The organism is Cellulomonas sp. ICMP 17802, from assembly GCF_041295535.1.
Taxonomy (GTDB): Bacteria; Actinomycetota; Actinomycetes; order Actinomycetales; family Cellulomonadaceae; genus Cellulomonas.
On the sequence record NZ_JBGFQZ010000012.1, the window covers coordinates 62,943 to 88,131 of the forward strand.

At 75.6% G+C, this 25,189-nt stretch carries 20 protein-coding genes; 8 read left to right on the forward strand and 12 right to left on the reverse strand.

Annotated elements, in window-relative coordinates; genetic code table 11:
- Positions 1-295: 295 nt before the first annotated feature.
- From galK to AB5970_RS11435, 6 genes are all read right to left on the reverse strand, one after another.
- On the reverse strand, positions 296-1,495 hold the full coding sequence (gene galK, locus AB5970_RS11410) for a galactokinase (protein ID WP_370504065.1): 1,200 nt from the start codon (positions 1,493-1,495) through the stop codon (positions 296-298).
- On the reverse strand, positions 1,492-2,661 hold the full coding sequence (galT, locus tag AB5970_RS11415) for a galactose-1-phosphate uridylyltransferase (RefSeq protein WP_370504089.1): 1,170 nt from the start codon (positions 2,659-2,661) through the stop codon (positions 1,492-1,494). The genes galK and galT overlap by 4 nt, the downstream gene beginning before the upstream one ends.
- Positions 2,662-2,663: 2 nt before the next feature.
- Positions 2,664-3,449 (reverse strand): DeoR/GlpR family DNA-binding transcription regulator, encoded by a 786-nt coding sequence (locus AB5970_RS11420; protein WP_370504066.1) that lies wholly within the window; start codon positions 3,447-3,449, stop codon positions 2,664-2,666.
- A gap of 196 nt (positions 3,450-3,645) precedes the next feature.
- The gene (locus AB5970_RS11425; RefSeq protein ID WP_370504067.1) at positions 3,646-4,785 is read right to left on the reverse strand and encodes an Mrp/NBP35 family ATP-binding protein; all 1,140 of its coding nucleotides are present in this window, start codon (positions 4,783-4,785) and stop codon (positions 3,646-3,648) included.
- 26 nt (positions 4,786-4,811) lie between these two features.
- Positions 4,812-5,396 carry a DUF1003 domain-containing protein gene (locus AB5970_RS11430; protein WP_370504068.1) on the reverse strand — a complete coding sequence of 195 codons (585 nt, stop codon included), beginning with the start codon at positions 5,394-5,396 and terminating at the stop codon, positions 4,812-4,814.
- A complete protein-coding gene (locus AB5970_RS11435) occupies positions 5,389-6,696 on the reverse strand; it encodes a magnesium transporter MgtE N-terminal domain-containing protein (RefSeq protein WP_370504069.1) in 1,308 nt (435 codons plus the stop codon). Before AB5970_RS11435 ends, AB5970_RS11430 begins: the two co-directional genes overlap by 8 nt.
- Before the next feature lie 120 nt (positions 6,697-6,816).
- On the opposite strand from AB5970_RS11435, the gene AB5970_RS11440 reads away from it, so the two are divergent.
- Positions 6,817-7,515, forward strand: coding sequence for a general stress protein (locus AB5970_RS11440; protein WP_370504070.1), 699 nt, complete (start codon positions 6,817-6,819; stop codon positions 7,513-7,515).
- Between the two features lie 205 nt (positions 7,516-7,720).
- Here the strand turns inward: AB5970_RS11440 and AB5970_RS11445 are convergent, their stop codons facing one another.
- Positions 7,721-9,247: an aminopeptidase P family protein gene (locus AB5970_RS11445; protein WP_370504071.1), complete on the reverse strand. Its 1,527-nt coding sequence runs from the start codon at positions 9,245-9,247 to the stop codon at positions 7,721-7,723.
- A gap of 60 nt (positions 9,248-9,307) precedes the next feature.
- Here AB5970_RS11445 and AB5970_RS11450 point away from each other — a divergent pair, with 60 nt between their 5' ends.
- A complete protein-coding gene (locus AB5970_RS11450) occupies positions 9,308-10,150 on the forward strand; it encodes a PHP domain-containing protein (RefSeq protein WP_370504072.1) in 843 nt (280 codons plus the stop codon).
- Entirely contained in the window at positions 10,147-10,770 is a 624-nt protein-coding gene (locus AB5970_RS11455; protein ID WP_370504073.1) for a MarC family protein, read from the forward strand. Before AB5970_RS11450 ends, AB5970_RS11455 begins: the two co-directional genes overlap by 4 nt.
- Before the next feature lie 52 nt (positions 10,771-10,822).
- Here AB5970_RS11455 and AB5970_RS11460 read toward each other — a convergent pair whose 3' ends face one another.
- Complete coding sequence (locus tag AB5970_RS11460; RefSeq protein ID WP_370504090.1) at positions 10,823-12,538, reverse strand: DEAD/DEAH box helicase; 1,716 nt, start codon at positions 12,536-12,538, stop codon at positions 10,823-10,825.
- A 364-nt stretch (positions 12,539-12,902) separates the two neighbouring features.
- On the opposite strand from AB5970_RS11460, the gene AB5970_RS11465 reads away from it, so the two are divergent.
- Positions 12,903-13,613 carry a ferritin-like fold-containing protein gene (locus AB5970_RS11465; RefSeq protein ID WP_370504074.1) on the forward strand — a complete coding sequence of 237 codons (711 nt, stop codon included), beginning with the start codon at positions 12,903-12,905 and terminating at the stop codon, positions 13,611-13,613.
- 68 nt (positions 13,614-13,681) lie between these two features.
- Here the strand turns inward: AB5970_RS11465 and AB5970_RS11470 are convergent, their stop codons facing one another.
- Together AB5970_RS11470 and AB5970_RS11475 are read right to left on the reverse strand one after the other, a co-directional pair.
- Positions 13,682-13,912: a DUF3107 domain-containing protein gene (locus AB5970_RS11470; RefSeq protein ID WP_370504091.1), complete on the reverse strand. Its 231-nt coding sequence runs from the start codon at positions 13,910-13,912 to the stop codon at positions 13,682-13,684.
- Between the two features lie 75 nt (positions 13,913-13,987).
- On the reverse strand, positions 13,988-14,656 hold the full coding sequence (locus AB5970_RS11475) for a TetR/AcrR family transcriptional regulator (protein ID WP_370504075.1): 669 nt from the start codon (positions 14,654-14,656) through the stop codon (positions 13,988-13,990).
- A gap of 47 nt (positions 14,657-14,703) precedes the next feature.
- Here AB5970_RS11475 and AB5970_RS11480 point away from each other — a divergent pair, with 47 nt between their 5' ends.
- The 3 genes from AB5970_RS11480 (at position 14,704) to AB5970_RS11490 (ending at position 22,479) form a co-directional block, all read left to right on the forward strand.
- Complete coding sequence (locus tag AB5970_RS11480; protein WP_370504076.1) at positions 14,704-15,663, forward strand: DUF3152 domain-containing protein; 960 nt, start codon at positions 14,704-14,706, stop codon at positions 15,661-15,663.
- Positions 15,664-15,751: 88 nt separating this feature from the next.
- Positions 15,752-18,937, forward strand: a complete 3,186-nt coding sequence (locus tag AB5970_RS11485) for an ATP-dependent helicase (RefSeq protein WP_370504077.1) — start codon at positions 15,752-15,754, stop codon at positions 18,935-18,937.
- Positions 18,934-22,479 (forward strand): UvrD-helicase domain-containing protein, encoded by a 3,546-nt coding sequence (locus AB5970_RS11490; RefSeq protein ID WP_370504078.1) that lies wholly within the window; start codon positions 18,934-18,936, stop codon positions 22,477-22,479. Before AB5970_RS11485 ends, AB5970_RS11490 begins: the two co-directional genes overlap by 4 nt.
- An 88-nt stretch (positions 22,480-22,567) precedes the next feature.
- On the opposite strand, the gene AB5970_RS11495 is transcribed toward AB5970_RS11490, so the two are convergent.
- Positions 22,568-23,509 carry a phosphotransferase gene (locus AB5970_RS11495; RefSeq protein WP_370504079.1) on the reverse strand — a complete coding sequence of 314 codons (942 nt, stop codon included), beginning with the start codon at positions 23,507-23,509 and terminating at the stop codon, positions 22,568-22,570.
- Between the two features lie 280 nt (positions 23,510-23,789).
- On the opposite strand from AB5970_RS11495, the gene nudC reads away from it, so the two are divergent.
- Positions 23,790-24,764, forward strand: a complete 975-nt coding sequence (gene nudC / locus AB5970_RS11500) for an NAD(+) diphosphatase (RefSeq protein WP_370504092.1) — start codon at positions 23,790-23,792, stop codon at positions 24,762-24,764.
- Positions 24,765-24,772: 8 nt separating this feature from the next.
- Here the strand turns inward: nudC and AB5970_RS11505 are convergent, their stop codons facing one another.
- Positions 24,773-25,033 (reverse strand): mycoredoxin, encoded by a 261-nt coding sequence (locus AB5970_RS11505; RefSeq protein WP_370504080.1) that lies wholly within the window; start codon positions 25,031-25,033, stop codon positions 24,773-24,775.
- Positions 25,034-25,189 lie beyond the last annotated feature (156 nt).

Consider the following 25,189-nt stretch of genomic DNA (forward strand, 5'->3'; position numbering starts at 1 on the left):
GGCTCCTCGGTGTCGACATCAGGACGGCGTCCGGAACGTATCGACCCCGCGCAGGCCCGCGGATCCACCGCGAGGATGATCCGGCCGGCGGGTTCGACCCGTTACCGTGCGGCAGACACTACTGCGCGATGTGTATTAGTGGTCAAGGACCAACACGCAGGTCACAGGCGCGCGCTGGCGAGAACGAGGGTCCGGCACGAGAGCGTGGGTCCGGACCCTCGATCTCGTGCGGGCCCCTCGATCTCGCTCGTCGCCCCGACCCCCGCGACCGTGCGGGTCAGCCGGGGCAGCCGGGTCAGCCCGCCGCGGCCGCCGCCGTCGCCACCAGGAACGCGGGCGCCCGCAGCCCGGCGTCGGCGAACGCGTCGGCCACCGCCTGCGCCACGCGGTCGACCTCGTCCGCGGACACCAGCGCGATCGCCGACCCGCCGAACCCGCCGCCCGTCATCCGCGCGCCGACGGCGCCGGCCACGCGCGCGGTGTCGACGACCAGGTCGAGCTCGCGGCAGGACACCTCGTAGTCGTCGCGGAGCGAGGCGTGCGACTGGTTCATGAGCGTGCCGACCAGCCCGACCTCGCCGGCGTCGAGCAGCGCCACGAACCAGGTCACGCGGTCGATCTCGTTGACCACGTGCCGGACCCGGCGCACCTGGACCTCGTCGTCGAGCTTGTCGAGCGCCCACTCGAGCCCGCGGGGGTCGTCGGAGATCTCCCGCAGGGTGCCGACGCCCAGCCGCGCGGCCGCCGCCTCGCACGACGCCCGGCGCGCCGCGTACTGGCCGTCGACCAGCGCGTGCTCGGCGCGGGTGTCCACCACCAGCAGGGCCAGGTCGTGCGCGGCGAGGTCGAACGGCACGTGCCGGACGGACCCGTCGAGGCAGTCGAGCAGGAGCGCGTGCCCCTGCTGGGCGCGCAGCGCGGCGGCCTGGTCCATGCCGCCCGTCGGGGCGCCCGCGATCTCGTTCTCGGCGCGCACGCACAAGGCGGCGAGCGTCGCGCGACCCTCGTCGGACCCCGCGAGGCCCAGCGCGAAGACCGCGTCGAGCGCGACCGCGACCGACGCCTCCAGAGCCGCCGACGACGACAGCCCCGCGCCGTACGGCACGCAGGAGTCGATCGCGACGTCGAAGCCGCCGACCGCGTACCCCGCCTGCCGCAGCGCCCACGCGACGCCGACGACGTACCCGGCCCAGCCGTCCACCGCGCCCGGCGCGACGTCGGCCAGCGCGATCGTCCGCATGCCGTCGGGCTCCTGCGCGCTCACCAGTCGCACGGCGTCGTCGTCGCGACGTCGCAGCGCCGCGTACGTGCGATGGGGCAGCGCGATGGGCAGGCAGAGGCCGCCGTTGTAGTCGGTGTGCTCGCCGATGAGGTTGACGCGGCCGGGTGCCGACCACGTGCCGTCCGGGTCCTGGTCGAACCGTGCCGCGAACAGGGTCGCGACGCGGGCGGTGCCGACCTCGGGGGTCCAGGCCTCGAGCCACTCGGGGGTCATGCCAGCTCCTGCAGTCGGGTCGCGATGCGCTCGGGGGTGGTGTCGCTGATCCAGGCGCCCATGCCGGACTCGACGCCGGCCAGGTACTTCAGCTTGCCGGGCGCGCGCAGCACCGAGAACAGCTGCAGGTGCAGGCGGGAGTCGTCGCGACCCTCGCGCACCGGCGCCTGGTGCCAGCCCGAGATGTACGGCAGCGGGATCGGCTCGCCGTCGGGGCCGACGAAGAACCGGTCGAGCCGCTGCAGCAGCGACAGGTACACGGTCGACAGGTCCTCGCGCTCGGCGTCGGTGAGCGCCGGGAGGTCCGGGACGTCGCGCCTCGGGGCCAGGTGCACCTCGACGGGCCAACGCGCGGCGAACGGCACGTAGGCCACCCAGTGCTCCGACTCCAGCACGATCCGCTCGCCGTGCGCCAGCTCGGCGTCGAGCACGTCGCGCCCGAGCAGCCGGCCGGTCCGCTCCCGGTGGGCGCGGGCCTGCGCCAGCATGGCGGTCGTCTTCGGGGTGAGGTACGGGAACGCGTAGATCTGGCCGTGCGGGTGGTGCAGCGTGACGCCGATCTCCTTGCCGCGGTTCTCGAACACGAACACCTGCTCGATGCCCGGCAGGGCGTTCAGGGCCTCGGTCCGCTGCGCCCAGGCCTCGACGATCGTGCGCATGCGGCGCGGGGTGACCGTGCTCAGCGACGCCGTCGAGTCGGACGAGAAGCAGATGACCTCGCAGCGACCCGCCGCGGGGCGGACCGTCCACAGCGGCTCGCCGTCGCGCTGGACGGGCGCGTCGGGGATGCCCGGGACCGCCAGCAGCGACGGGAAGCGGTTCTCGAACACCACGACGTCGTAGTCCTGCGCCGGGATCTCGCCGTCCTGGTAGACGGCGCCGGGCTTGGCGGGAGCGAGCGGGTTGGCGTCGGCCGGCGGCAGGAACGTGCGGTTCATGCGGTGCGCGGCCATCGGGATCCACTCGCCCGTGAGCGGGTCGCGCCGCAGCTCCGGGCCGGTGACCGGCTGCGGGACGCCGTCCGCGTCGGGCACGGGGGCGAACCGGTCGGCCAGCGGCCGGGCGTCGTGCAGCTCGCGGGTCGCGGCGCCCGACACGTACGGCTCGGAGTCGTCGAAGTAGAGCAGCTCGCGGCCGTCGGCGAGCGTGGTGGTGGTCAGGCGCACGGTCACGGGGTGGCTCCAGTGGTGTCGACCGTGACCAGGGTGGTCGCGGTCAGGTGTCGTCGGGCGTCGGAGGGCAGGGCGTCGTCGGTCAGCAGCGTGTCGACGTCCTCGAGCGGGGCGATCCGGGCCAGGCCGACGACCCCCCACTTGGTGTGGTCGGCGAGCACCGTGGTCGCCGCCGCGCACGCCATGAGGGCGCGGTCGGTGGCGGCCTCGGCGAGGTTCGGGGTGGTCAGGCCCTGCGCGTCGAGCCCGTGCACGCCGAGGTAGGTGCGGTCGACGCGCAGGCTGGCCAGGGTGGCGTCGGCGACCGGGCCGACGAGCGCGTCCGACGGCGTCCGCGCGCCGCCCGTGAGGATGACCTCGACGCCGGGCGCGCCGTGCAGGACGTCGGCGATCCGCAGGCCGTTGGTCACCACGGTGAGGGTGCCGATGCCGGCGCCGGCCAGCAGCTCCGCCAGCAGGTACGTCGTCGTGCCGGCCGAGAGCGCGATCGCCTGCCCGGGCTCGATCGTGGCCAGGGCCGCGCGGGCGATCGCCGCCTTCTCGGGCCCGGCCCAGGAGCGCTTGGCCTCGAACCCGGGCTCGTCGGTGGGCCGACCGAACGCGTCGGGGGCGACCGCGCCGCCGTGCACCCGCCGGACCAGGCCCGCCCGGGCCAGCTCGGCGATGTCGCGCCGGACCGTCATGTCCGAGACGTCGAGGCTCTCGACGAGGTCCGCCACCCGGGCGGCGCCGTCGGCGCGCACGGCGGCCAGGATGCGTTCCTGGCGCTGGGAGGCGAGCACCCGAACACCCTCGCACGAAATCAAACAAACTTCAACACGAGGCGACGGCTGAGACGTCCGCGCATCCGGTCGCCAGGGCGACGTGATGTGCGGACGCAAGGCCCCGGGCCCGCCAGCGTCCGCAGATTCGGTCGCCGGGGCGGCCTGATGTGCGGACGCAAGCTCCCAGACCGACGTTGCGCCGAGGCGGTGGGGGTCAGCGGCCTGCCGGGGTCAGGCCCAAAGAGCGGCCCGCGAGGCCGCGGCGGCGGGCCATGAGCGAGCGGGCGACCTCGCGGAGGGAGTGCGCGGCGGGGGAGTCGGGGTCGCTCAGCACCACGGGCGTGCCGGCGTCGCCGGCCTCGCGCAGGCGGACGTCGAGCGGCACCTGGCCGAGCAGCGGCACGTCGGAGCCGGTGAGCCGCGTCAGGTTCTCGGCCACGCGCTCGCCGCCGCCGGACCCGAACACCTCGAGCCGGGACCCGTCGGGCTGCTCGAGCCACGACATGTTCTCCACGACGCCCACCACGTGCTGGCGCGTCTGCACGGCCACGGAGCCGGCGCGCTCGGCCACCTCGGCGGCGGCCACCTGCGGGGTGGTCACCACGACGATCTCGGAGCTGGGCAGCAGCTGCGCCACGGAGATCGCGATGTCGCCGGTGCCGGGCGGCAGGTCCAGCAGCAGCACGTCGAGGTCGCCCCAGAACACGTCCGCGAGGAACTGCTGGAGCGCGCGGTGGAGCATCGGGCCGCGCCACACGACCGGCTGCCCGGGCGGCACGAACATGCCGATCGAGACCACGAGCACGCCGAAGGCCTCGGGCGGTAGCAGCATGTCGTCCACGCGGGTGGGCTGTCGGGTGACGCCGAGCATGCGGGGGATCGAGAAGCCGTAGATGTCGGCGTCGACCACACCGACCTTCAGCCCGTCGGCCGCCATGGCGACCGCGAGGTTGGCGGTGACCGACGACTTGCCCACGCCGCCCTTGCCCGACGCGATCGCGAAGACCTTGGTCAGCGACTGCGGCTGCGCGAACGGGATGACCGGCTCGGCGGACGTGCCCCGCAGGAGGGTGCGCAGGGCGGCGCGCTGTTCGGCCGACATGACGCCGAACACCACGGACGCGTCGGTGATCCCGGCGACGCCGGCCGCGGCGGCGCTGACGTCGCGCGTGAGTGTGTCCTTGAGCGGGCAGCCGGGGGTCGTCAGGTCGATGCCGACCGTGGCATGGGTGCCGACGACCTCGATCGACCGGACCATGCCGAGCTCGGTGATCGGGCGCTTGATCTCCGGGTCGAGCACGTGCGAGAGGGCCTCGCGGACGGCGTCGTTCAGGGGGTCGGTGGCCTCGGGCATGGAGCCATCGTAGGTGGCTCCGGAGGTCAGCCCCGCGCGGCCCGGTCCGAGGGCTCGCGCGGCTGGCGGGGCTTGTCGGCCCGCTCGCCCTTCTTCTTCTCGGGGCGGTCGCGCGGCTTGTCGGGCTCGCCGTCGCCGTCCCGCTCGGCGACCAGGTCCTCGAGCATGTTGCGCAGCTCGGAGCGGACGAAGTCGCGGGTGGCCACCTCGGACAGCGCGATGCGCAGCGCCGCCATCTCGCGCGCCAGGAACTCGGTGTCCGCCAGGTTCCGCTCGGAGCGCTGCCGGTCCTGCTCGGCCTGCACCCGGTCGCGGTCGGTCTGCCGGTTCTGCGCGAGCAGGATCAGCGGGGCGGCGTACGAGGCCTGCAGCGAGAGCACGAGGGTCAGCGCCGTGAACCCGTTGGCGGCCTGGTCGAACCGCACCCCGTCGGGCGCGTAGACGTTCCAGGCGATCCAGACGAGGCAGAAGAGCGTCAGGTAGATGATGAACCGCGGGGTGCCCAGGAACCGCGCGATGCTCTCCGAGATCTTGCCCGAGGCGTCCTCGTCGAGCTGGGGCCGACGGAACCGGCGCCGGGACTCCAGCGGGGTGTCGAGGCGGTCAGCCACGGCTCACCCCCGGGCGCGGGCTGCCGAGCGTGCCGGCGTCGGAGAAGTTGCCCTCGTCGTCGGTCTCGCGCCAGTCCTCGGGCAGCAGGTGGTCGAGGACGTCGTCCACCGAGACCACGCCGAGCAGCCGGCGCTCGCCGTCGACGACGGGCACCGCGAGCAGGTTGTAGGTGGCGAGGTTCCGGGTCACGGCCATCAGCGGCGCGTCGACGGGGATCGCGTCGATGTCCGTGTCGACGATCGAGCCGATGGCCTCGTGCGGGGGCTCGCGGAGCAGGCGCTGCAGGTGCACGACGCCGATGAACCGGCCGGTCGGCGTCTCCAGCGGCGGGCGCGCGACGAACACCATCGACGCCAGCGCGGGCGTGAGGTCCTGGCGGCGCACGTGCGCGAGCGCGGCCGCGATGGGGGTCTCGGGGCCGAGGATGACCGGCTCGGTGGTCATCAGACCGCCGGCGGTGTTGTCCTCGTACGCCAGCAGGCGCCGGACGTCCTTGGCCTCGTCGGGCTCCATGAGCTCCAGCAGCTCGGCGGCCTGCTCGTCGGGCAGCTCGCCCAGCAGGTCGGCGGCGTCGTCGGGCTGCATGGCCTCGAGCACGTCGGCGGCGCGCGTGAGGGCCAGGCCCTGCAGGATTCCCACCTGGTCGTCCTCGGGCAGCTCCTCGAGCACGTCGGCCAGGCGCTCGTTGTCCAGCGCGCTGGCCACCTCGAGGCGGCGCGTCAGGCCGAGGTCGTGCAGCACGTCCGCGAGGTCGGCGGGCTTGAGGTCCTCGTACTGGGCGAGCAGCAGCTCCGCGCCCTGGGCGGCCGTGGCCTGACCCAGACCGGTGACCTCCTCGACGGACACGAGCAGGGTCTCGCCGCGGCGGCGCAGGATGCCGCGACCGCCCGGCGGGAGGCGCCGCACGAAGACCTTCGAGATGACCCAGTCGCCGTTGCGCTGCAGCTCGATCGCGACGTCCTCGATGGTGGCCGGGCCGGAGCCGTCGACGAACTCGACGGTCCGGTCCAGCAGCTCGCCCACCGCGAGGGTCTCGAACGCCCGCTGCTCGAACCGGCGCATGTTCACCAGGCCGGTCGAGATGACCTGCCCGGAGTCGACCGAGGTCACGCGCGTGAGCGGGAGGAACACGCGCCGCCGCGCCGCCACCTCGACGACGAGGCCGACGGCTCGGGGCGCGCCCTTGGGGCGCACCAGCACGACGACGTCGCGCACCCGTCCCACCTGGTCACCGAGGGGGTCGAACACGTTGGTCCCGGCAAGGCGCGCGACGAACACCCTGGTCCCGACGCTGCTCACGTCGGTCAGCCTAGACCGGCCCCCGGCCCTGGGCCGCCGCCCCGCCGGATGTTCGGCTGCGCGTCACGCGACCGTCGCCGGGCCCTGGCGATCGACGCGGGCCTGGGGGAGGATCGCCGCATGTCGTTCTCCGGCAACGCCCGAGCCCCCCGCACGCCCACGCCGCCCCAGGGCGAGACCGTCGCCGCCTACGCCACCTACCTCGAGGCGCAGAAGGCGGTCGACCACCTCGCGGACAAGGCGTTCGCCGTGCAGATGGTGACGATCGTGGGCACCGACCTGCGCATGGTCGAGCGCGTCACCGGCCGGTTGTCCTACCCCCGGGTCGCCCTCGGCGGCTTCCTGTCGGGCGCGTGGTTCGGCCTGTTCGTCGGCCTGCTGCTCAGCCTGTTCTCCGCGCCGGGGTCGCAGAGCCCGCTCGTGCCGGCGATCTTCATCGGCGGCGCGTTCGGCCTGCTGTTCTCGGTGATCACCTACTCGTTCTCGCGCGGCCGGCGCGACTTCACGTCGACCAGCCAGATCGTCGCGTCGTCCTACGCCGTGCTCTGCCTGGCCGAGCAGGCGCACAAGGCGCGCGAGCTCCTGCGCGAGATCGGCGGGGTGCAGTCGGGGTGGCCGGCGCGACCGCCCACGCCGCTCACCACCACCAGCCCGTCGGATCCGTCGGCTGCGTACCCGCCGGGTGCGGGCTCGCAGCCGTGGGGCTCGCCGACCGTGCCGCCGGTCGGGCCGCCCGCACCACCCGCTCCGCCGAGCGGACCGCCCGCCGACCAGCCCGGGCCGCCTGCGTCGCCGAGCGGGCCGCCGACCGGGCCCTGAGCCGCTCGGCCCGCCGCTCGCGGAAGGTGGGCCCGTCCTCGACCACCGGTGCGTCCGGGAAGCCGCTGCGCGACTCGCGGACCGTCGCGGCCTTCGAGTACAGCAGCGCGAGCCCGAGGTTCATGCCGTCCATGTCTGCCTCCTGCGTCGAGGGGATGTCCCTGGCGCAGGGGTGACGAGGACGACCGGCCCTCATCGACACAAGTCAGCCGTCGAGCAGTCCCGCCATCCACGCCTCGACGGCGTCGGGGTCGCGCGGGAGGGCGGCGGAGAGGTTCTCGTTGCCGTCGGCGGTCACCAGGACGTCGTCCTCGATGCGCACGCCGATGCCCCGGTACTCCTCGGGGACCAGCAGGTCGTCCGACTTGAAGTACAGGCCCGGCTCGATGGTGAACACCATGCCGGGCTCCAGCACGCCGTCGACGTAGAGCTCGGCGCGGGCGACCGCGCAGTCGTGCACGTCGAGGCCGAGGTGGTGGCTGGTGCCGTGCACCATCCAGCGGCGGTGGTGCTGGTTCTCGGGCAGCAGCGCCTCGTCGGCGGTCACCGGCAGCAGGCCCCACTCGGCCAGGCGCTCGGCGATGACCTTCATGGCGGCGTCGTGCACGTCGCGGAACCGGGCGCCGGGCACCGCGGCGGCGAACCCCGCGTCGGCGGCGTCGAGCACCGCCTGGTAGACGCGGCGCTGGACCTCGGTGAACGTGCCGTCGACCGGCAGGGTGCGCGTGACGTCCGCGGTGTACAACGAGTCGACCTCGACCCCGGCGTCGACCAGGACCAGCTCGCCCGCGCGCACCTGACCGTCGTTGTCGGTCCAGTGCAGCGTCGTCGCGTGCTCGCCGGACGCGGCGATGGTCTCGTAGCCCACCGCGTTGCCCTCCTGGCGGGCGTGCCCGACGAAGGCGCCCTCGATCACGCGCTCGCCGCGCCGGTGCGCGACGGCCTGGGGCAGAGCGCGCACGATCTTCTCGAAGCCCTCGATCGTCGTGTCGACCGCGAGCCGCATCTGCTCGACCTCGTACGCGTCCTTGACCAGCCGCAGCTCCGAGAGGGCCTCCGCCAGGCGCTCGTCGCGCTGGCCCGCCGCCTCGGTCGCGCGGATCTGGTCCACCAGCTCCTCGATGGCCTCGTCGACCTCGGGCACCACGAGCACCTGCACGCCGTCCGCGCCGACGTCCTTGGCCACCCCGTCGCGCAGGTCGTCGACGTGCGCGGTCGCGATGCCGGTCAGCGTCTCGAGGTCCTCGAGCGTCGGGCGCGCGCCCACCCAGAACTCGCCGTAGCGGGAGTCGGAGAAGAACTCGACCGTGTCGCGCCCAGCCAGGGGGCGCATGTACAGGACCGCGTGGTGGCCGCTGCCGTCGTCGCCGGTGCCGTCCTCGACCGGGTGCAGCACCAGGACGGCGTCGGGCTCCTGCTCGGCGCCCAGGCCGGTGAGGTGCGCGAACGCCGAGTGCGGGCGGAAGCGGTAGTCCGTGTCGTTCGAGCGGACCTTGAACGTGCCCGCCGGGATCACCAGGCGCTCGCCGGGGAACTGGGCCGAGAGCGCCGAGCGCCGGGCCGCGGTGTGGTCGGCGGCCGGGCTGCGCTCGAGGGTCGACGACGCCCGCTCGCCCCAGCCCGACGTGATGAACCGGACGAACTCCGGCGACCCGGGCCGCTGCGACCGGTTGCTGCCGCGGTCCGCGAGCGGCTGGGCGGGGGTGGCCTCGGGCGTCTGGTCGTCAGTCATGGCGACCATCCTTCCATCCGTGTGGCCGGGGCGGGTCCGGGCGCCACTAGCGTGGGGGCCGTGCGCATCGACCTCCACACCCACTCGACGGCGTCGGACGGGACCGAGGCACCCGCGCAGGTGGTGGCGGCCGCGGCCGCCGCCGGGCTCGACGTGGTGGCGCTGACCGACCACGACACCACGGCCGGCTGGGCCGACGCCGAGGACGCGGCGCGGCACCACGGCATCGCCCTGGTCCGCGGCACCGAGGTGTCCGCCCGGGCCGCCGGCATCAGCATCCACCTCCTGTCCTACCTGCAGGACCCCGCGCACCCCGCGCTCGCGGTCGAGCTGGACCGCACCCGCGACGCGCGCCTGAACCGCGCCCGGCAGATCGTCGAGCTCCTCGCGGCCGACGTGCCGATCACCTGGGACGACGTGCTCGCCCAGTCCCGCGACGCCGTCGTCGTCGGCCGCCCGCACATCGCGGACGCGCTCGTCGCGCGCGGCGTCGTCCCCGACAGGGACGCGGCGTTCGCGCACCTGCTGGCCTCGAGCGGGCCGTACCACGTGCCCCACTACGCGCCCGACGGCACCGACGCCGTGCGCGCCATCCGGGCGGCGGGCGGCGTCCCGGTCTTCGCCCACCCCGGCGCCGACGCGCGCGGCCACATCGTGCCCGACCGGGTGTTCGACCGGCTGGCCGCGGCCGGGCTGGCCGGGCTCGAGGTCCACCACCGCGACCACTCGCCGGCGCAGCGCGCCCGGCTCACCGCGATCGCCGACCGCCTGGGCCTGCTGGTCACCGGCTCGAGCGACTACCACGGGGACGGGAAGGCCAACCGGCTGGGGGAGAATCTCACCGCGCCCGAGGTGCTCGCGGCGATCGAGGAGCAGGGGACGACGAAGGTGGTTCGGCCGTGAGCAGCGTGTTCGACGCCTACCTGTTCGCGTCCGTGTTCATCACGCTCTTCGTGATCATGGACCCGCCCGGCGTGGTGCCCATCTTCCTGGGCCTGACGGGCGCCATGACCCGGCAGCAGCGCAACCGCGCGGCGCGCCAGGCGGTGCTCGTCGCGCTCGGCGTCATCGTGGCGTTCGCCCTGTTCGGGCAGTCGCTGCTCAACTACATGCACATCACGCTGCCCGCGCTGCAGGCCTCCGGCGGCCTGCTCCTGCTGCTCATCGCCATGGAGCTGCTCACCGGCAAGATGGAAGAGCCGCAGCCGTCGGGCAACGGCAAGGTCAACGTGGCGCTGGTCCCGCTGGGCACGCCGCTGCTGGCCGGCCCCGGCGCCATCGTCGCCACCATGGTGTTCGTCCAGCAGTCCGACAAGACCGTCGCCGACTGGGTGGCCATCGCGCTCGGCGTCGTGGCCGTGCACGTCGCGCTCTACCTGGCCATGCGGTTCGCCAACGTCATCCACCGCATCCTCGGCGACTCCGGCACCATCCTGGTCACCCGGATCGCCGGCCTGCTGCTCGCCGCGATCGCGGTCCAGCTGGTGGCCGACGCGGTGGCCGCCTTCATCAAGGCCGCGTAGACGCGGGACGGGGCGGGCTCCGCTGAGCCCGCCCCGTCCCGTCCGTCTGCTGTCAGCCCTCGGTGGCCGACGCCTGCGGGGCGCCGCCGCCCTCGGCCGCCTGGCCGCTGCGCGTGCGACGACGGCTGCGGCTCCGGCGCGTGCCGCCGGTCGACGGGCCGTCGGTGCCCTGCTCGGCCGCGGGGGCCTGCGAGGTGCCCTCGCCGCCCTCTGCGCCCTCGCCGCGCCCGCGGCCGCGACCGCCGCGACGACGGCGGCTGCCGCCCTCGCGGGCCTCGCCGGACTCATCCGCCGGGCGCTCGGCCTGCGGGCCGGAGCCGTGCGGGGCCGAGGCCGCGCCGCGCGGGGCCGACCCGGACCGGGAGTCGCCGCGGCGCGAGTCGCCGGAGCGCGAGCCGCCGCGGATCGCGTCGGAGTGCGACGTCGCCGGACGCCCGCCACCCCGCTTGCCGGTCTCGCCCAGGTCCTCGAGCACCTCGGCGCCCAGACCCTCGCGGGTCTGCTGCGACTTGGGCAGGCGGCCCTTGGTGCCCTCGGGGATGTCGAGGTCCTCGTACACGTGCGCGGAGCTGGAGTACGACTCGATCGGCTCGGGGATGCCCAGGCCGAGCGCCTTGTCGATCAGGCCCCAGCGCGGGATGTCGTCCCAGTCGACGAACGTGACCGCGGTGCCCTTGGCGCCCGCGCGGCCGGTGCGGCCGGTGCGGTGCAGGTAGGTCTTCTCGTCCTCGGGGCACTGGTAGTTGATGACGTGCGTGACGGCCTCGACGTCGATGCCACGGGCGGCGACGTCGGTGGCGACCAGGACGTCGACCTTGCCGTGGCGGAACGCGCGCAGCGCCTGCTCGCGGGCGCCCTGGCCCAGGTCGCCGTGCAGCGCGCCGGCGGCGAAGCCGCGCTCGACCAGGTCGTCGGCCACCTTGGCGGCGGTGCGCTTGGTGCGCGCGAAGACGATGGTCAGTCCGCGGCCGCGGGCCTGCAGGATGCGGGCCAGCATCTCGACCTTGTCGAGCGCGTGCGCGCGGTAGACGACCTGCTTGATGTTCTTGACCGTCTGGCCGTCGTCGTCCGGGTCGGCCGCGCGGATGTGCGTCGGCTGCGTCATGTAGCGGCGGGCCATCGCGACGACCGCGCCGGGCATGGTCGCCGAGAAGAGCATGGTGTGGCGGCTGGCCGGGGTGGCGCTGAGCAGGGTCTCGACGTCGGGCAGGAAGCCCAGGTCGAGCATCTCGTCGGCCTCGTCGAGCACGACCGCCTTCACGTGCGACAGGTCCAGGTGCTTCTGCTTGAGCAGGTCGATCATGCGCCCGGGGGTGCCGACGACCACGTCGACGCCGCTGTTCAGGGCCGCGATCTGCGGCTCGTACGCGCGCCCGCCGTAGACCTGCAGCACGCGGACCTTGCGGCGCGAGCTGGCGGTGGCCAGGTCGCCGGCCACCTGGACGGCGAGCTCGCGGGTGGGGACGACGACCAGGGCCTGCGGCTTGCCCGCGTAGGGCAGCTGCTCGTAGCCCTCCTCGCCGGGGGCGACCACGCGGTGCAGCAGCGGGACGCCGAAGCCCAGGGTCTTGCCGGTGCCGGTCTTGGCCTGGCCGATGATGTCGTGGCCGGACAGCGCGACCGGCAGGGTCATCGCCTGGATGGGGAACGGGTGGGTGATGCCGGCGTCGGCCAGCGCCTGGACGATCTCCGGGCGGACGTCGAAGTCCGCGAACGAGGCCTCCACCGCCTGCACGGAGGACCAGGTGTTCTTGAGGGGTCGGGTCATGGGCTCGGCCAGGGCAGAGACCTGCTCCGGCGTCTCGTCGGTGGTGGTCACGAGGACTCTTCACTGCGAAGGGTGGTGTGCCGCGCGCTGCCGGGGCCGACGGGTGTCGGAGCGTCCCGGGCGACAGCGGAGTTCACCACGCGGGTTGGCCGGCAGCCGATCGTGCAAGTCGACTCGCGCGCGTCGTCCGGACGGGTCCGGGGCTGCGCGAGAATGGGTCTGATCGTCGAGAAAGCGGTGAAGACAAGAAAACCGAGACGACCGGGCAACCGAATTACCTGCTCAGTCTATCCGACGGCTGCGCCGGACCGGTCGCCGCCCCGCCGGGCGGTGCCGCACAGGGCTCCGGGGCTACGATCCTCGGATGACGACGACGCCCTCCCGCACCGGTGCCGAGGCCATTCCCGCTGCGGGATCCCTGGAGCTCGCGGACGCGGTCGAGCTGCTCGGCCTCGTCGCCCAGCTCGAGCACGTCGCGTTCGCCCGGCTCGCCGCGGACTCCACGCTGGCCCCCACGATCGAGCAGAGCCTCGAGCTCAGCCGGTTCGCGGCGGCCGCCGTCGAGCGGCGCGACCGGGTCCTGGCCCGCATCACCGCGATCGGCGGCGACCCGGTGGCGGCCGTGCGCCAGTACCACGACGTGCTGGACGACTTCGACGCCCGCACGCAGCCCAGCTCGTGGTGGGAGCGCCTGCTCAAGGCCTACGTCGGGTACGGCGTGGCCGACGACTTCTGCCGCCTGGCCGCCGAGGGGCTCGACGAGGGGTCCCGCGCGGTCGTGCTCGAGGTGCTCGACGACGCCTCGCACGCCGAGCTGGCCGTCGCCGAGCTGGACGCCGCGGGGTCGGCCGACGGCGTGCTCACCGCCCGCCTGGCCCTCTGGGGCCGCCGTCTCGTCGGCGAGGCCCTCGGCGTGGTGCAGCGCCTGCTCGTGCAGCGCCCGGCGCTGGTGCGGCTGGTCGCGCTCGGGTCCGCGCAGCTGGACGCCGCCCCGCCGAACGCCCCCACCAAGCTGTTCGGGGAGCTCACGGCGCAGCACACCCGGCGGATGGCCCGGCTCGGACTGACCGCCTGACGTCCTGACGACGCACGAGAGCCCCGCGCGGAACGGTCCGCACGGGGCTCTCGGCCTGCTCGGGGGCGTCAGATGTTGCCGAAGCCGACGCGGCCCTTCGACTCGGAGCCGATCTCGACGTACCCCAGGCTCGCCGTCGGCACGATGATCCGGCGACCGCGCACGTCCACCAGCTCGAGGGCCGGGCGCCCGCTCAGGGCGGCTGCCACGACGGCGCCGATCTCGTCCGGCGTCTGGTCGGACTCCAGGTTGATCTCCCGAGGCAGGTTCTGCACGCCGATGGTGATCTCCACCGTCATCTCCTTCACGTCCTTACTCCACGCTGTGGTTCTCGGGCGGCCGACGGCCAGGGGGCCGTGGCACGTCGTCCGATCCTAGGCGTCCTCGTACACGAAGTCGGGCCGGATCAGCGCGGACACCCCGCCCCAGGCCAGCTGGGACACCAGCTCGACCGTCCGCTCGGGCCCGACGTCGGTCGGCTGACGGAGCCGGTGGGTCGCGGCGCCCTGCGCCATGGAGATCAGCGCGACCGCCAGCATGCCCGCGTCGTCGAGCGACAGCGCTGTGACCTGCGAGAGGACCACCGTGATGCGGCGGGCGGCCTCGGAGGACGCGTGCTCGACGCGGGCCCGCACGTCGGCGTCGTGCGTGACGTCCGACTCGAACAGCAGGGCGGACGACTCTCCTGCGCCCTCGACGAACATGATGTAGGCCTTGACGATCGCGGCGATGACGTCGCGTCCGTCGCCCCGCCGGACGGGTCCCTGCTCGATCCCGGACACGGCCGCGTCGACGGCCACCAGCAGGTCGGCCCCGTTCTGGTCGACGACGGCCAGGTAGAGGTCCAGCTTGGAGGGGAAGTGGCGGTACAGCACCGGCTTGCTGACCTCGGCCCGCTCGGCGATGTCGTCCATCGAGACGTGGTGGAAGCCCTCCGAGGAGAAGAGCTCCTGGGCGATCCGCAGGACCTGGGCGCGGCGCTCGTCACGAGCCATCCGCGGGCTGCGCGCCCTCGGGGTCGAGTCGTCTGTGCCGTCCGTCATCCCGCGATGGTAGCGACGGGATGTGTCCGGGATGCGACGATGACCGGGTGACGGCTCCGGGTGGGTTCCGGACGGGACAGGGACCGACGCGTGCTCCCGGGCACCCGTCGGTCGTCCGTCGTCGTCCGCACCGCCACCGGACCCGGTCGCGGCGCCCCCTCCTGCCGGCCCTGGCGGCCGTCGTCGTGGGGCTCGCGCTCGGGGCCGCCGCCGCGCGCGGGGTGGCCGGCTCGACGCAGGCGGTCGCGCTGGTCGACGGCGTTCTCGGGTCGTCGTCGTCGCCCGCGGTGCAGGCCACGCCCGCCGCCGAGCTGCTCGACCGGGACGGTTCGCAGAGCCGGATGTCGGACGGCCGCGCGCCCGGGCTGACCGGTCCCGTGGAGGCCCCCCTCGGGATGCTGCCGACGGACCCGCCGCCGACCGTCTTCGCGCTGCCCCCCGGGCTGACCGCGCAGGACGTGGCCGCGGGGCTGCTGTCGGCGGACGTGCCGGAGTCCGCCGCGGGCACGTTCACCGTGGTCGCGGGGACCGATCCCGGCCCGGGCACCGGCACGGTGCGCACCGTCCGCGTCGAGGTCGAGGACGGGCTGGCCATCGACCCCGTGGCGTTCGCCGCGACCGTGATGGCCACGCTCAACGACCCGCGGGGGTGGGGCGGGGACGGCTCGCTGTCGTTCGCGCGCACCGACGGCGACGCCGAGATCCGCGTGCTCCTGGCCTCGCCCTCGACGGTCGACGACCTCTGCGCCCCGCTGCGCACCGACGGCGAGGTGTCGTGCGGGCGGGCCGGCCACGCCGCGCTGAACCTGCGCCGCTGGGTCGAGGCCACCCCCGAGTACGCGCCGGACAAGGCCCTGTACCGGCAGTACCTGGTCAACCACGAGGTCGGCCACCTGCTCGGCCACGCGCACGAGCGGTGCCCCGGCGCAGGCCAGGTGGCCCCCGTGATGCAGCAGCAGTCGTACCGGGTGGCGCCGTGCACGCCGAACGCGTGGCCGTTCCCCTGACCGGGCCCGCCTGTTCTCTTCGGGCGTTCCGGCGGCCGCGCGCGGGTCGTGCGTCCCGGTGTCGGTGGGCCGTGATGGGATCGACTGCGTGACCACCTCCGCGAGCACGCTGCGCCTCGTGCGCCCGGCGTTCGCGGATGTCCCGGCCAGTGGGCCCGGCGCACCGGTCGAGCTCGACGCGGAGCAGGCGGTCGCCGTCGGTGCCACGGACGCGGCGCTGCTCGTCCTCGGGGCTCCCGGCACCGGCAAGACCACCGTGGCCCTCGAGACGGTGGTCGCCGCGGTCGAGGGCGGCCTGTCGGCGGAGGACGTGCTCGTGCTGGCGTCGGGCCGGCGTGCCGCAGCGGACCTGCGGGACCGGCTCTCGGCGCGCCTGCGCACCACCTCGGGCCGGCCGCTCGTGCAGACCGCGGCCGCGGCGGCGTTCTCGATCCTGCGCGCGCGGGCGTCCGTGCTGGGCGACCCCGCGCCCACCCTGGTGTCCGGCGCGGAGCAGGACCTGCTGATCGGCGACCTGCTCGCGGGCCACGCGGCCGGCGAGGGCGTGCCGCTCGCGTGGCCGCCCGAGGTCCGCCCGGACGTGCTGGGGCTGCGCCCGTTCCGCGACGAGCTGCGCGACCTGCTGATGCGCGCGGCGGAGCGCGGCCTGACGCCGGTCGACCTCGCCGCGCTCGCGCGGGCGCACGGCCGGCCGGCCTGGGCCAGCGCGGCCCAGCTGTACGAGGAGTACCTCGACGTGGTGCAGCTGCGCTCCGGCACGCCCGACCTGGGCGCCCGCCTCGACCCGGCGGTCGTGGTGGACGAGGCGGCGCAGGCGCTGCTGTCGTGGGAGGACGAGGTGCCCGGCGCGGTCCGGCCGCGGTGGCGGCTGGTGGTGGTCGACGACCACCAGGAGAGCACGTCGGCGACGGCCCGCCTGCTGCGCGCGCTCGCGGACGACGGAGCCCGCGTGGTCCTGCTGGCGGACCCCGACGCGGCGGTCCAGACGTTCCGCGGCGCCACGCCGTCGCTGGTGGGCCGCGCGGGGGTCGACGGGACCGGGCCGGGCGAGCTGGGCGCGCGCACGATCGTGCTCCGCACCGCCTGGCGGCACGATCCTGCGCTGCGCACCGTCGTCGCCCGGATCGCCGAGCGCGTCGGCGCCGTCGGTGCCGTGCAGCACCGGCGCGCGGTGGCGGCCCGCGAGCAGGGCGGTGACGTGCGCGTCGCCATCCTGCCCAGCACCGCGCAGGAGGCGGCGTTCGTCGCGCACGCGCTGCGCAGCGCGCACGTGGAGGACGGCGTCGCGTGGGGCGAGATGGCCGTCGTGGCCCGGTCGGGCGCGCAGGTCACGGCGCTGCGGCGTGCCCTGGCCGGAGCGTCCGTCCCCGTCAGCGTGCTCGGCAGCGACGTCCCGCTGCGCGAGGAGCCGGCGGTCCGGCCCCTGCTCGACGCGATGCGCGTCTGCGTCGGCGCGGTCGTGCTGGACGCGGCCACGGCGGCCCGCCTGGCCTGCTCGCCGCTCGGGGGCCTGGACACCGTCGGGCTGCGGCGCGTCCGGCGGGCCCTGCGCGCGCACGAGCTGGCCGAGGGTGGCGGGCGCACCAGCGACACCCTGCTGGTCGAGGCGCTCTTGTCGGACGGGTCGGCGCTGCCCGCCGCTCGCCCGATCGCGCGGCTCGCGCGGGTGCTGACGGAGGGCCGGCGCGCCGCGGCGGTCGCGGGTGCGGACGCGCAGTCGGTGCTCTGGGCTCTGTGGAGCGCGGCCGACCAGGCAGAGCCGTGGCGCCGGTCGGCGCTCGCGGGCGGCGCGGCCGGGGAGCGGGCGGACCGGGACCTGGACGCGGTGCTGGCCCTGTTCCGCGCGGCGGAGACGTTCGTGGACCGCATGCCCCGCTCGACGCCCGCGGCGTTCGTGGACTGGCTCCAGGCGCAGGACCTGCCCTCGGACTCGCTCGCGGCGCGCGCCCGCCGTGCCTCCGTCCAGGTGCTGACGCCCGCCGGGGCGGCCGGGCGGGAGTGGGACGTCGTCGTGGTGGCCGGCGTGCAGGAGGGGACGTGGCCGGACCTGCGGCTGCGGGACTCGCTCCTGGGCGCTCAGGTGCTGGTGGACGTCGTCGCCGGGCGCGCGGGCTCGGCCGGCGCCGACCCGGCCGCCGCGCGGGAGGCCGTGCTCGCCGACGAGCTGCGGTCGTTCGTGGTGGCGTGCTCGCGGGCCCGCCGCTCGCTGCTGGTCACGGCGGTGGACGACGCCGACCACCAGCCGTCGCCCTTCCTCGAGCTCGTGGACCCCGCGGACGATGAGGTCGACCCGCGCCGCACGTCGGTGCCGTCGCCGCTCGACCTGCGCGGGCTCGTCGCGCAGCTGCGGGCGCACCTGGAGCAGGCCGCCGTCGACGGCGTCGAGCCCGATCCCGTCGCGGCCGCCACGCTCGCGCGCCTGGCCGCCGCCGGCGTGCCCGGTGCCGACCCGGCGCAGTGGTACGGGCTCGCCGCGCCGTCGAGCGACGCCCCGCTCTGGGCCCCCGGCGAGCTGGTGCCCGTGTCGCCGTCGAAGGTGGAGACCGCCCAGCGGTGTGCCCTGCGCTGGGCGCTCGAGGCCGCGGGCGGCACCGCGTCGGCCAGCGGCGGGCAGAGCCTGGGCACGCTGCTGCACGCGATCGCGCAGGAGCACCCGCGCGGCACCGAGGCCGAGCTGGCGGACGCCCTCGACCGACGCTGGGGCGAGCTCGGGCTCGGCACCGGGTGGCCCGCGCTGGCCACGCGCCGCAAGGCGGACGCGATGGTCCACCGGCTCGCGGTCTACCTACGCACGGCGGGCGAGCCGCTGCTGGTCGAGGGGGAGTTCTCCGTCGACACGGACCGCGCGACCCTGCGCGGCTCGGCAGACCGCATCGAGCTCGTGCACGACGACCCCGCGGGGCCCGTGGTGCGCGTGGTCGACCTCAAGACCGGCGCGAGCCCGCCCAGCGTGAGCAAGTCGGCCGAGAACCCGCAGCTGGGCGCGTACCAGCTGGCGGTCGACGCCGGCGCGTTCGGCGGCCTGCCCGACGGGGCCACGAGCGGCGGCGCGCAGCTGGTCTACCTCGGCACGGGCGCGACCGCCGTGACGCGCGAGCAGGAGCCCCTCGGCCCCGAGGTCGACGGCCCCAGCTGGGCGCGGGCGATGGTCGACCAGGTGGCCGACCGGATGGCGGCGTCCACGTTCCAGGCCACCGCGAACGACCTGTGCGACCGCTGCCCGGTCCGGCGGTCGTGCCCGGTGCGCGGCGAGGGCGGACAGGTGGTCGCGTGACGATCCACCTCACCGCCGCGCAGATCGCCGCGCTCGTCGGCCAGCCCCCGCCGACGACCGAGCAGCGGCTCGTCATCGAGGCGCCCCTGGGCCCGTCCCTCGTCGTCGCCGGCGCCGGGTCGGGCAAGACCGAGACCATGGCCGCGCGCGTCGTCTGGCTGCTGGCCAACGGGATCGTCGAGCCCGACCAGGTGCTGGGCCTGACCTTCACGCGCAAGGCGGCGGGCGAGCTGGCCGAGCGGGTGCGCAAGCGCCTGCGCACCCTGTCCCGCGCGGCCGCCGCGGAAGGGATCGCGCTGGGCGGCTCTCTCGACCCCGCTCGAGGGGACGCGCTCGCCGGGCTGTCCCGGCCGACCATCTCGACGTACAACTCCTACGCGGCGTCCCTCGTGGCCGACCACGCGCTGCGGCTGGGCCTCGACCCGTCGGCGCGGCTGCTGGGCGAGGCGGCGCAGTGGCAGCTGGCCGCCGAGGTGGTCGAGGCGTGGAGCGACGACCTCGACACCGACGCGGCGACGTCGACGGTCATCGAGGCCGTGCTCGCCCTGTCGGGCGCGCTCGACGAGCACCTGCTCGACCCCGCCGGGGCGCGCGCGGGGATCGAGGGCATCCTCGAGGCGATCGCCGCGACCCCCGCCGGCACGCCGCCGCGCGAGCCCTACGCCGACGTCAAGCGGCTGCTGCGGTCGCTGGGGGAGCGGGTGCGGGTGCTCGACCTCGTGGCGGAGTACCGGACCCGCAAGCGGGCGGGGGACGCGATCGACTTCGGCGACCAGGTGGCCCTCGCCGCGCGGCTCGCGCTCGACGTGCCCGAGGTGGGCGCGGGCGAGCGGCAGCGGTTCAGGGTCGTCCTGCTCGACGAGTACCAGGACACGTCGTACGCGCAGCTCACGCTGCTGGGCGCGCTGTTCGGCGGCGGGCACCCCGTGACCGCGGTCGGGGACCCGCACCAGTCGATCTACGGCTGGCGCGGCGCCAGCGCCGGAGGGCTCGAGGGCTTCCCGACGTCGTTCCCGCAGGTCCGCCCCGACGGCACCCGCGCGCCGGCCGACGTCCACCTGCTGTCGACCTCGTGGCGCAACGACCGGCTGATCCTGGCGGCGGCCAACCACGTCGCGGCGCCGCTGCGCGCGTCGGCCACCCGGGTCGCGGTGCCGGTGCTCGCCGCCCGGCCCGGCGCGGGGGAGGGACGCGTGCACGCGCACGTCGCCGAGACGCTCGAGGACGAGGCACGGGCCGTCGCGCGGTTCGTCCGCGAGAGGTGGCGGCCCGCAGGGCCCGGGCGCGACCGGGTCACGGCCGCCGTGCTCTGCCGCAAGCGGTCGCAGTTCGAGCCCCTGCGCCGCGCACTGCGGGACGCTGGGCTGCCCGTCGAGGTCGTCGGGCTCGGCGGGTTGCTCTCGGCGCCCGAGGTGGTCGACCTGGTCGCCCTGCTGCAGACCGCGCACGACCCGTCGCGCGGCGACGCGCTCATGCGGCTGCTCACGGGCGCGCGCACCCGGCTCGGTGCCGCCGACCTCCACGCCCTCGCGGCGTGGTCCGGGGAGCTGGCCGCCCGGCACGGCGGCGGGGCTCGCGGCCGCGCGGCGGTGGGTCCGGGCGCCTCGGCCGACGCGGCGCTCCCGGCCGAGGTCGTGGTCGAGGCCGACGCGGTCGACGAGCGCAGCATCGTCGATGCGCTCGACGCGATCTCGGAGCTGCCCGAGGCCGGCTGGACCAGCCGCGGTGGCCGGACGCTGAGCGCGGTGGGCCGGGCCCGGCTGGCCGAGCTGGCGGCGACCCTGCGGGTCCTGCGGGCCCACACCTACCTGTCGGTCCCCGAGCTCGTCGGCGAGGCGGAGCGCCTGCTGGGGCTCGACATCGAGGTCGCGGCCCGCGCGCGCACCTCGCCCGGCCGGGCGCGGGCGCAGCTCGACGCGTTCCGCGACGTGGCGGTCGAGTTCGCGCGGTCCGCCGACCACCCGAACCTCGGGGGCTTCCTCGCGTGGCTCGAGGCCGCCGACAGCCGGGAGAACGGGCTCGACATGCCGGTCTCCGAGCCCGACCCGGACGCCGTGCAGCTGATCACCGTGCACGCGGCCAAGGGGCTCGAGTGGGACGTGGTCGCGGTGGCCGGCCTGGTCGACGGCGGCCTGCCCGCGACCCCGACGCAGGGCAAGGAGGGCCCCAAGGACTCGGCGTGGCTGACGGGTCTCGGCTCCCTGCCCTACCCGCTGCGCGGCGACCGGCACGACCTCCCGACCTTCGAGTACGCGGGGGCCGCGGACCCCAAGGACCTGGAGCGGCGCCGCAAGCAGTTCGTCCTGGATGCCGGCGACCACGAGGTGGCCGAGGAGCGCCGCCTCGCGTACGTCGCTCTCACGCGGGCGCGCTCCGACCTGCTGCTCACGGCTGCCTGGTGGGGGGACGGCACGCGGGCGCGCAAGGTGTCGACCTTCCTCACCGAGCTGGCCGAGGCCGGACTGGTCGAGCCGGGCGGCTGGGAGTCGCCCCCGGCGGAGGACGGGACCAACCCGCGCGCCTCGCTGACCCTCGCGGCGACGTGGCCCGCCGACCCGTTCGCCGCCGATCCCGCGGGGGAGGACGGGGGAGCGACGCGGCGCCCCCTCGTCGAGGCGGCCGCCGAGCAGGTCCGGGCGGCCATGGCGCGCCAGGCGAGGGAGTCGGGCGCAGAGGCCGCGGCCGGCTCGCCCGACGGGCTGCCGCCGCACCACTGGGAGGTTCTCGCCGAGCGGCTGCTCGCCGAGCGCGAGCGCGCGCGCACGCCGTCCGGGGAGGTCGAGCTGCCCGCCCACCTCTCCGCATCCGCGCTGGTCAGGCTGGAGAGCGATCCGGCCGAGTACGCCCAGCACCTGCGCCGGCCCGTGCCCGCGGAGCCGTCGCCGCAGGCCCGTCGCGGCACCCGGTTCCACGCGTGGGTCGAGGGCTGGTTCGGCAGCGCCTCGCTGGTCGACGTCGACGCGCTGCCCGGGGCCGACGACGACTCGGCGGCGCTCGACCTGGACGAGCAAGCGCTGCGGCAGGCGTTCCTGGCCACCGAGTGGGCGGACCGCTCGCCCGTCGCGGTCGAGGTCGACATCGAGACCTCGGTCGACGGGTACGTGCTGCGGTCCCGCATCGACGCGGTGTTCCCCGACCCGGCGTCCCCGGGCTCGCGCGCCGTGGTCGTCGTGGACTGGAAGACCGGTGCACCGCCGAAGGACGACGCCGCGCGGGCGTCCCGCGAGCTCCAGCTGGCGGTGTACCGGCTGGCCTGGTCGCGCTGGACGGGCACGCCGATCGACCAGGTGCGCGCGGCGTTCTGCTACGTCGGCGCTGGGGTCACGGTCTACCCGGAGCGGCTGCTGGACGAGGCGGAGATCACCGCGCTGCTGAGCGCGGCCACGCGCGCGGACGGTCCGCAGGGTGCGGGTGCCGTCGTGCAGCGGGCCAACCGGCGCGGAACCCGGACCAACGCGCCCGCGCGCCGCCGGCCGGGGTGGGAGGGCACGAAGGCGACGACGCCACGCTCAGCGGCGCCTACGCTGTTCGACGGCGACTGACAGGAGGGGCCGGAGGCGTCCACGCCACTCAGTGGCCGCCGACGGCGACTGACGGACGTCGTGGACCCGCGGCCTGCTGAGCGGTCCGTCAGGCCATCAGAGACTCGGCCTCGGTGTCCTGCCGGGTGTGGGCGTCGAGGTCCTCGAGCATGGCGACCGCGTCGGCGATGATCTCGTCGTCGTGGCTGCGGACCCCGTAGAGGAGCCACCTGGCGAGCGCGAGCTCGCCGGCCAGGAGGGCGCGGTCGGCCAGGTGCGGGTCGGTGAGCTCGGTCCGGCGCAGCTGGTACGCCTCCATGATCGAGTCGGTCACGTCGGGTGCCGCGGCGACGAGCAGCCACGCGAGGTCGTCGGCCGGGTCCGCGACGCAGGCGTCGCCCCAGTGCAGCACCCCGGAGACGGCGTCCCCGGTGACCAGGACGCGGTCGCTGGTGAGGTCGCCGTGGACGACGGTGGGCCGGAAGCGCCAGAGTGCGACGTCCTCGAGCCGCTCCTCCCAGCGCCGCAGGAGGGCGGGTGGGACCTTGCCGGTGCGCGCCGCCTCGTCGACCTCGGACTGCCGGCGCTGCCGGTACTGGCCGGCGTCGTAGACGGGCAGGCCCGCGTTCTCGACCAGGCTGGTCGGCAGCTCGTGAACGGCGGCGATGGCCCGGCCGAGCGCGGCGGCGAGGCCGGGGCCGGGGGCGAGGTGCTCGAGCCGCAGGGAGGTGCCGGGGATCTCGGGGTGCACCGCGGCGCGGCCGCCCTCGGGCAGGTGCGCGAAGCCGACGGGCGCCGGGACCGCGAACGGGAGCTTCCCGCGCTCGACCTCGGCCGCGAGCGCGCCGAGCAGGACCACCTCGGCCTCGAGCGCGGCGCCGGCTGCGGCGTGCTGCGGCGCGCGGACGACCCAGCGGTTGCGGAAGGCGTCGATGACGACGGCCGTGTCGAAGTCGGACCCGGGGTGAGCGGGCCGCCGGACGTCGAAGGCGTCGAGTCCCGGCACGGCGACGGTCGCCAGCGCGGCCAGGGCGAGAGGGGATCGAACCACGCGCCCAGGATAGGCGGGCGATCGAGCGGTCCTGGCCGAGCGGCTCGGCGTGTCTCCGCCCGAATAGTCCGAAGACGCCGCATCCGGAGCCGGGTCGACGCGGGACGGCACCGGGAACCGGCGGGTGCGGCACCGCGCCGGGAACCGGCGGGCGCGGCACCGGGTCCGGGGCGGCGCGGTCCGGCGCCGTGAGCCGGGCGGCCCGGTGCAGAGCCGGTCGGCCCCGTGCCGTGCCGCGCGCCGGGCCGGTCGCCGTCGCGCCGCGTACCGTGACCGCGTGATCGTTCCGGATGACCTCCCGCTGTCCCGCGCCGGCATCGACCGGGCCGCGCTGCTGCGCACCGACGACCGCGCCGTGCCCGACGCGCTCGCCGACGAGGCCACGCGCGTGCTCCTGGTCTGCGACGGGTCCGTCGTGGCGACCGCGGAGCCGCGCGTCGCTCTGCTCGCACCGAGCGACGTCGCGCGGCTGCTGCCCGAGCCCGGCGAGTGGCTGCTGCTCGGCCGCGGCGACGCGGGCGAGGTCTACCTGGCGCGGCGGGTGCCCGAGCGCCGGCCCGCGCCGCGCGTGGGCGAGGCGTCGGACGTCCTCGTCCACGCGGCGCCGGACGGACCGGCGCCCGACCCCGAGCCGGACCTGCCCGAGGGGCTCGGGTGGGTGTCGCTGCGCGACATCGGCGCCGCGCTCTCGGCCGACGAGGCCGGGCTGGCGACGACCGCGGTGGCGCTCGACTCGTGGCACGCCCGCCACCCGCGCTGCCCGCGGTGCGGCGCCGAGGCGCGCGTGGGCCAGTCGGGCTGGACGCGGGTGTGCGTCGCCGACGGCTCGGAGCACTACCCGCGCACCGACCCCGCCGTGATCATGGCCGTGGTGGACGCGGACGACCGCCTGCTGCTGGGCCACGCGGCGCACTGGGCCGCCGGGCGGTGGTCCACGCTCGCGGGGTTCGTCGAGGCGGGCGAGTCGCTCGAGCACGCCGTCCGGCGCGAGGTGGCGGAGGAGACGGGCGTCGTCGTCGGCGACGTGGCCTACCGCGGCAGCCAGCCGTGGCCGTTCCCGGCCTCGCTCATGCTGGGGTTCCGCGCGTCGGCGACGTCGACGGACGTCACCGTGGACGGCGTCGAGCTGACGGACGCGCGCTGGTTCTCCCGCGAGGAGCTCGCCACGGCCGTGCGGACGGGCGAGGTGATCCCCCCGGGGCGGGCGTCGATCGCCCGGGCGCTGGTGGAGGAGTGGTTCGGCGGACCGCTCTGATCAGACGATCAGGAGAGGCGGTCGCGGACCTGCGCGAGCGAGGGGTTCGTGGCGGCGGACCCGTCGGGGAACACGACGGTCGGCACGGTCTGGTTGCCGTCGTTGAGCGACTCGACCAGCGACGCGGCGTCCGGGTGCTCCTCGATGTTGACCTCGGTGTAGCCGATGCCCGCCGAGTCCAGCTGCGTCTTGAGCCGGCGGCAGTAGCCGCACCACGTGGTGGAGTACATCGTGATGGTGCCGGCGTCGGGCAGCGTCTGCGTGGTCATCGGTCCTCAGGGTCGGTCGGGGTCTGTCGGTCGGAGTGCTCGGACGGGGCGGCGCGAGATGGTCGCCCTGGGCAGCAACACCCGCGCGGTCCGGTCTCTTCCCGGCGTCGCCCGGACGGGTGACGGTACCTGACCCGCACAGGGCGCGACGCGCTG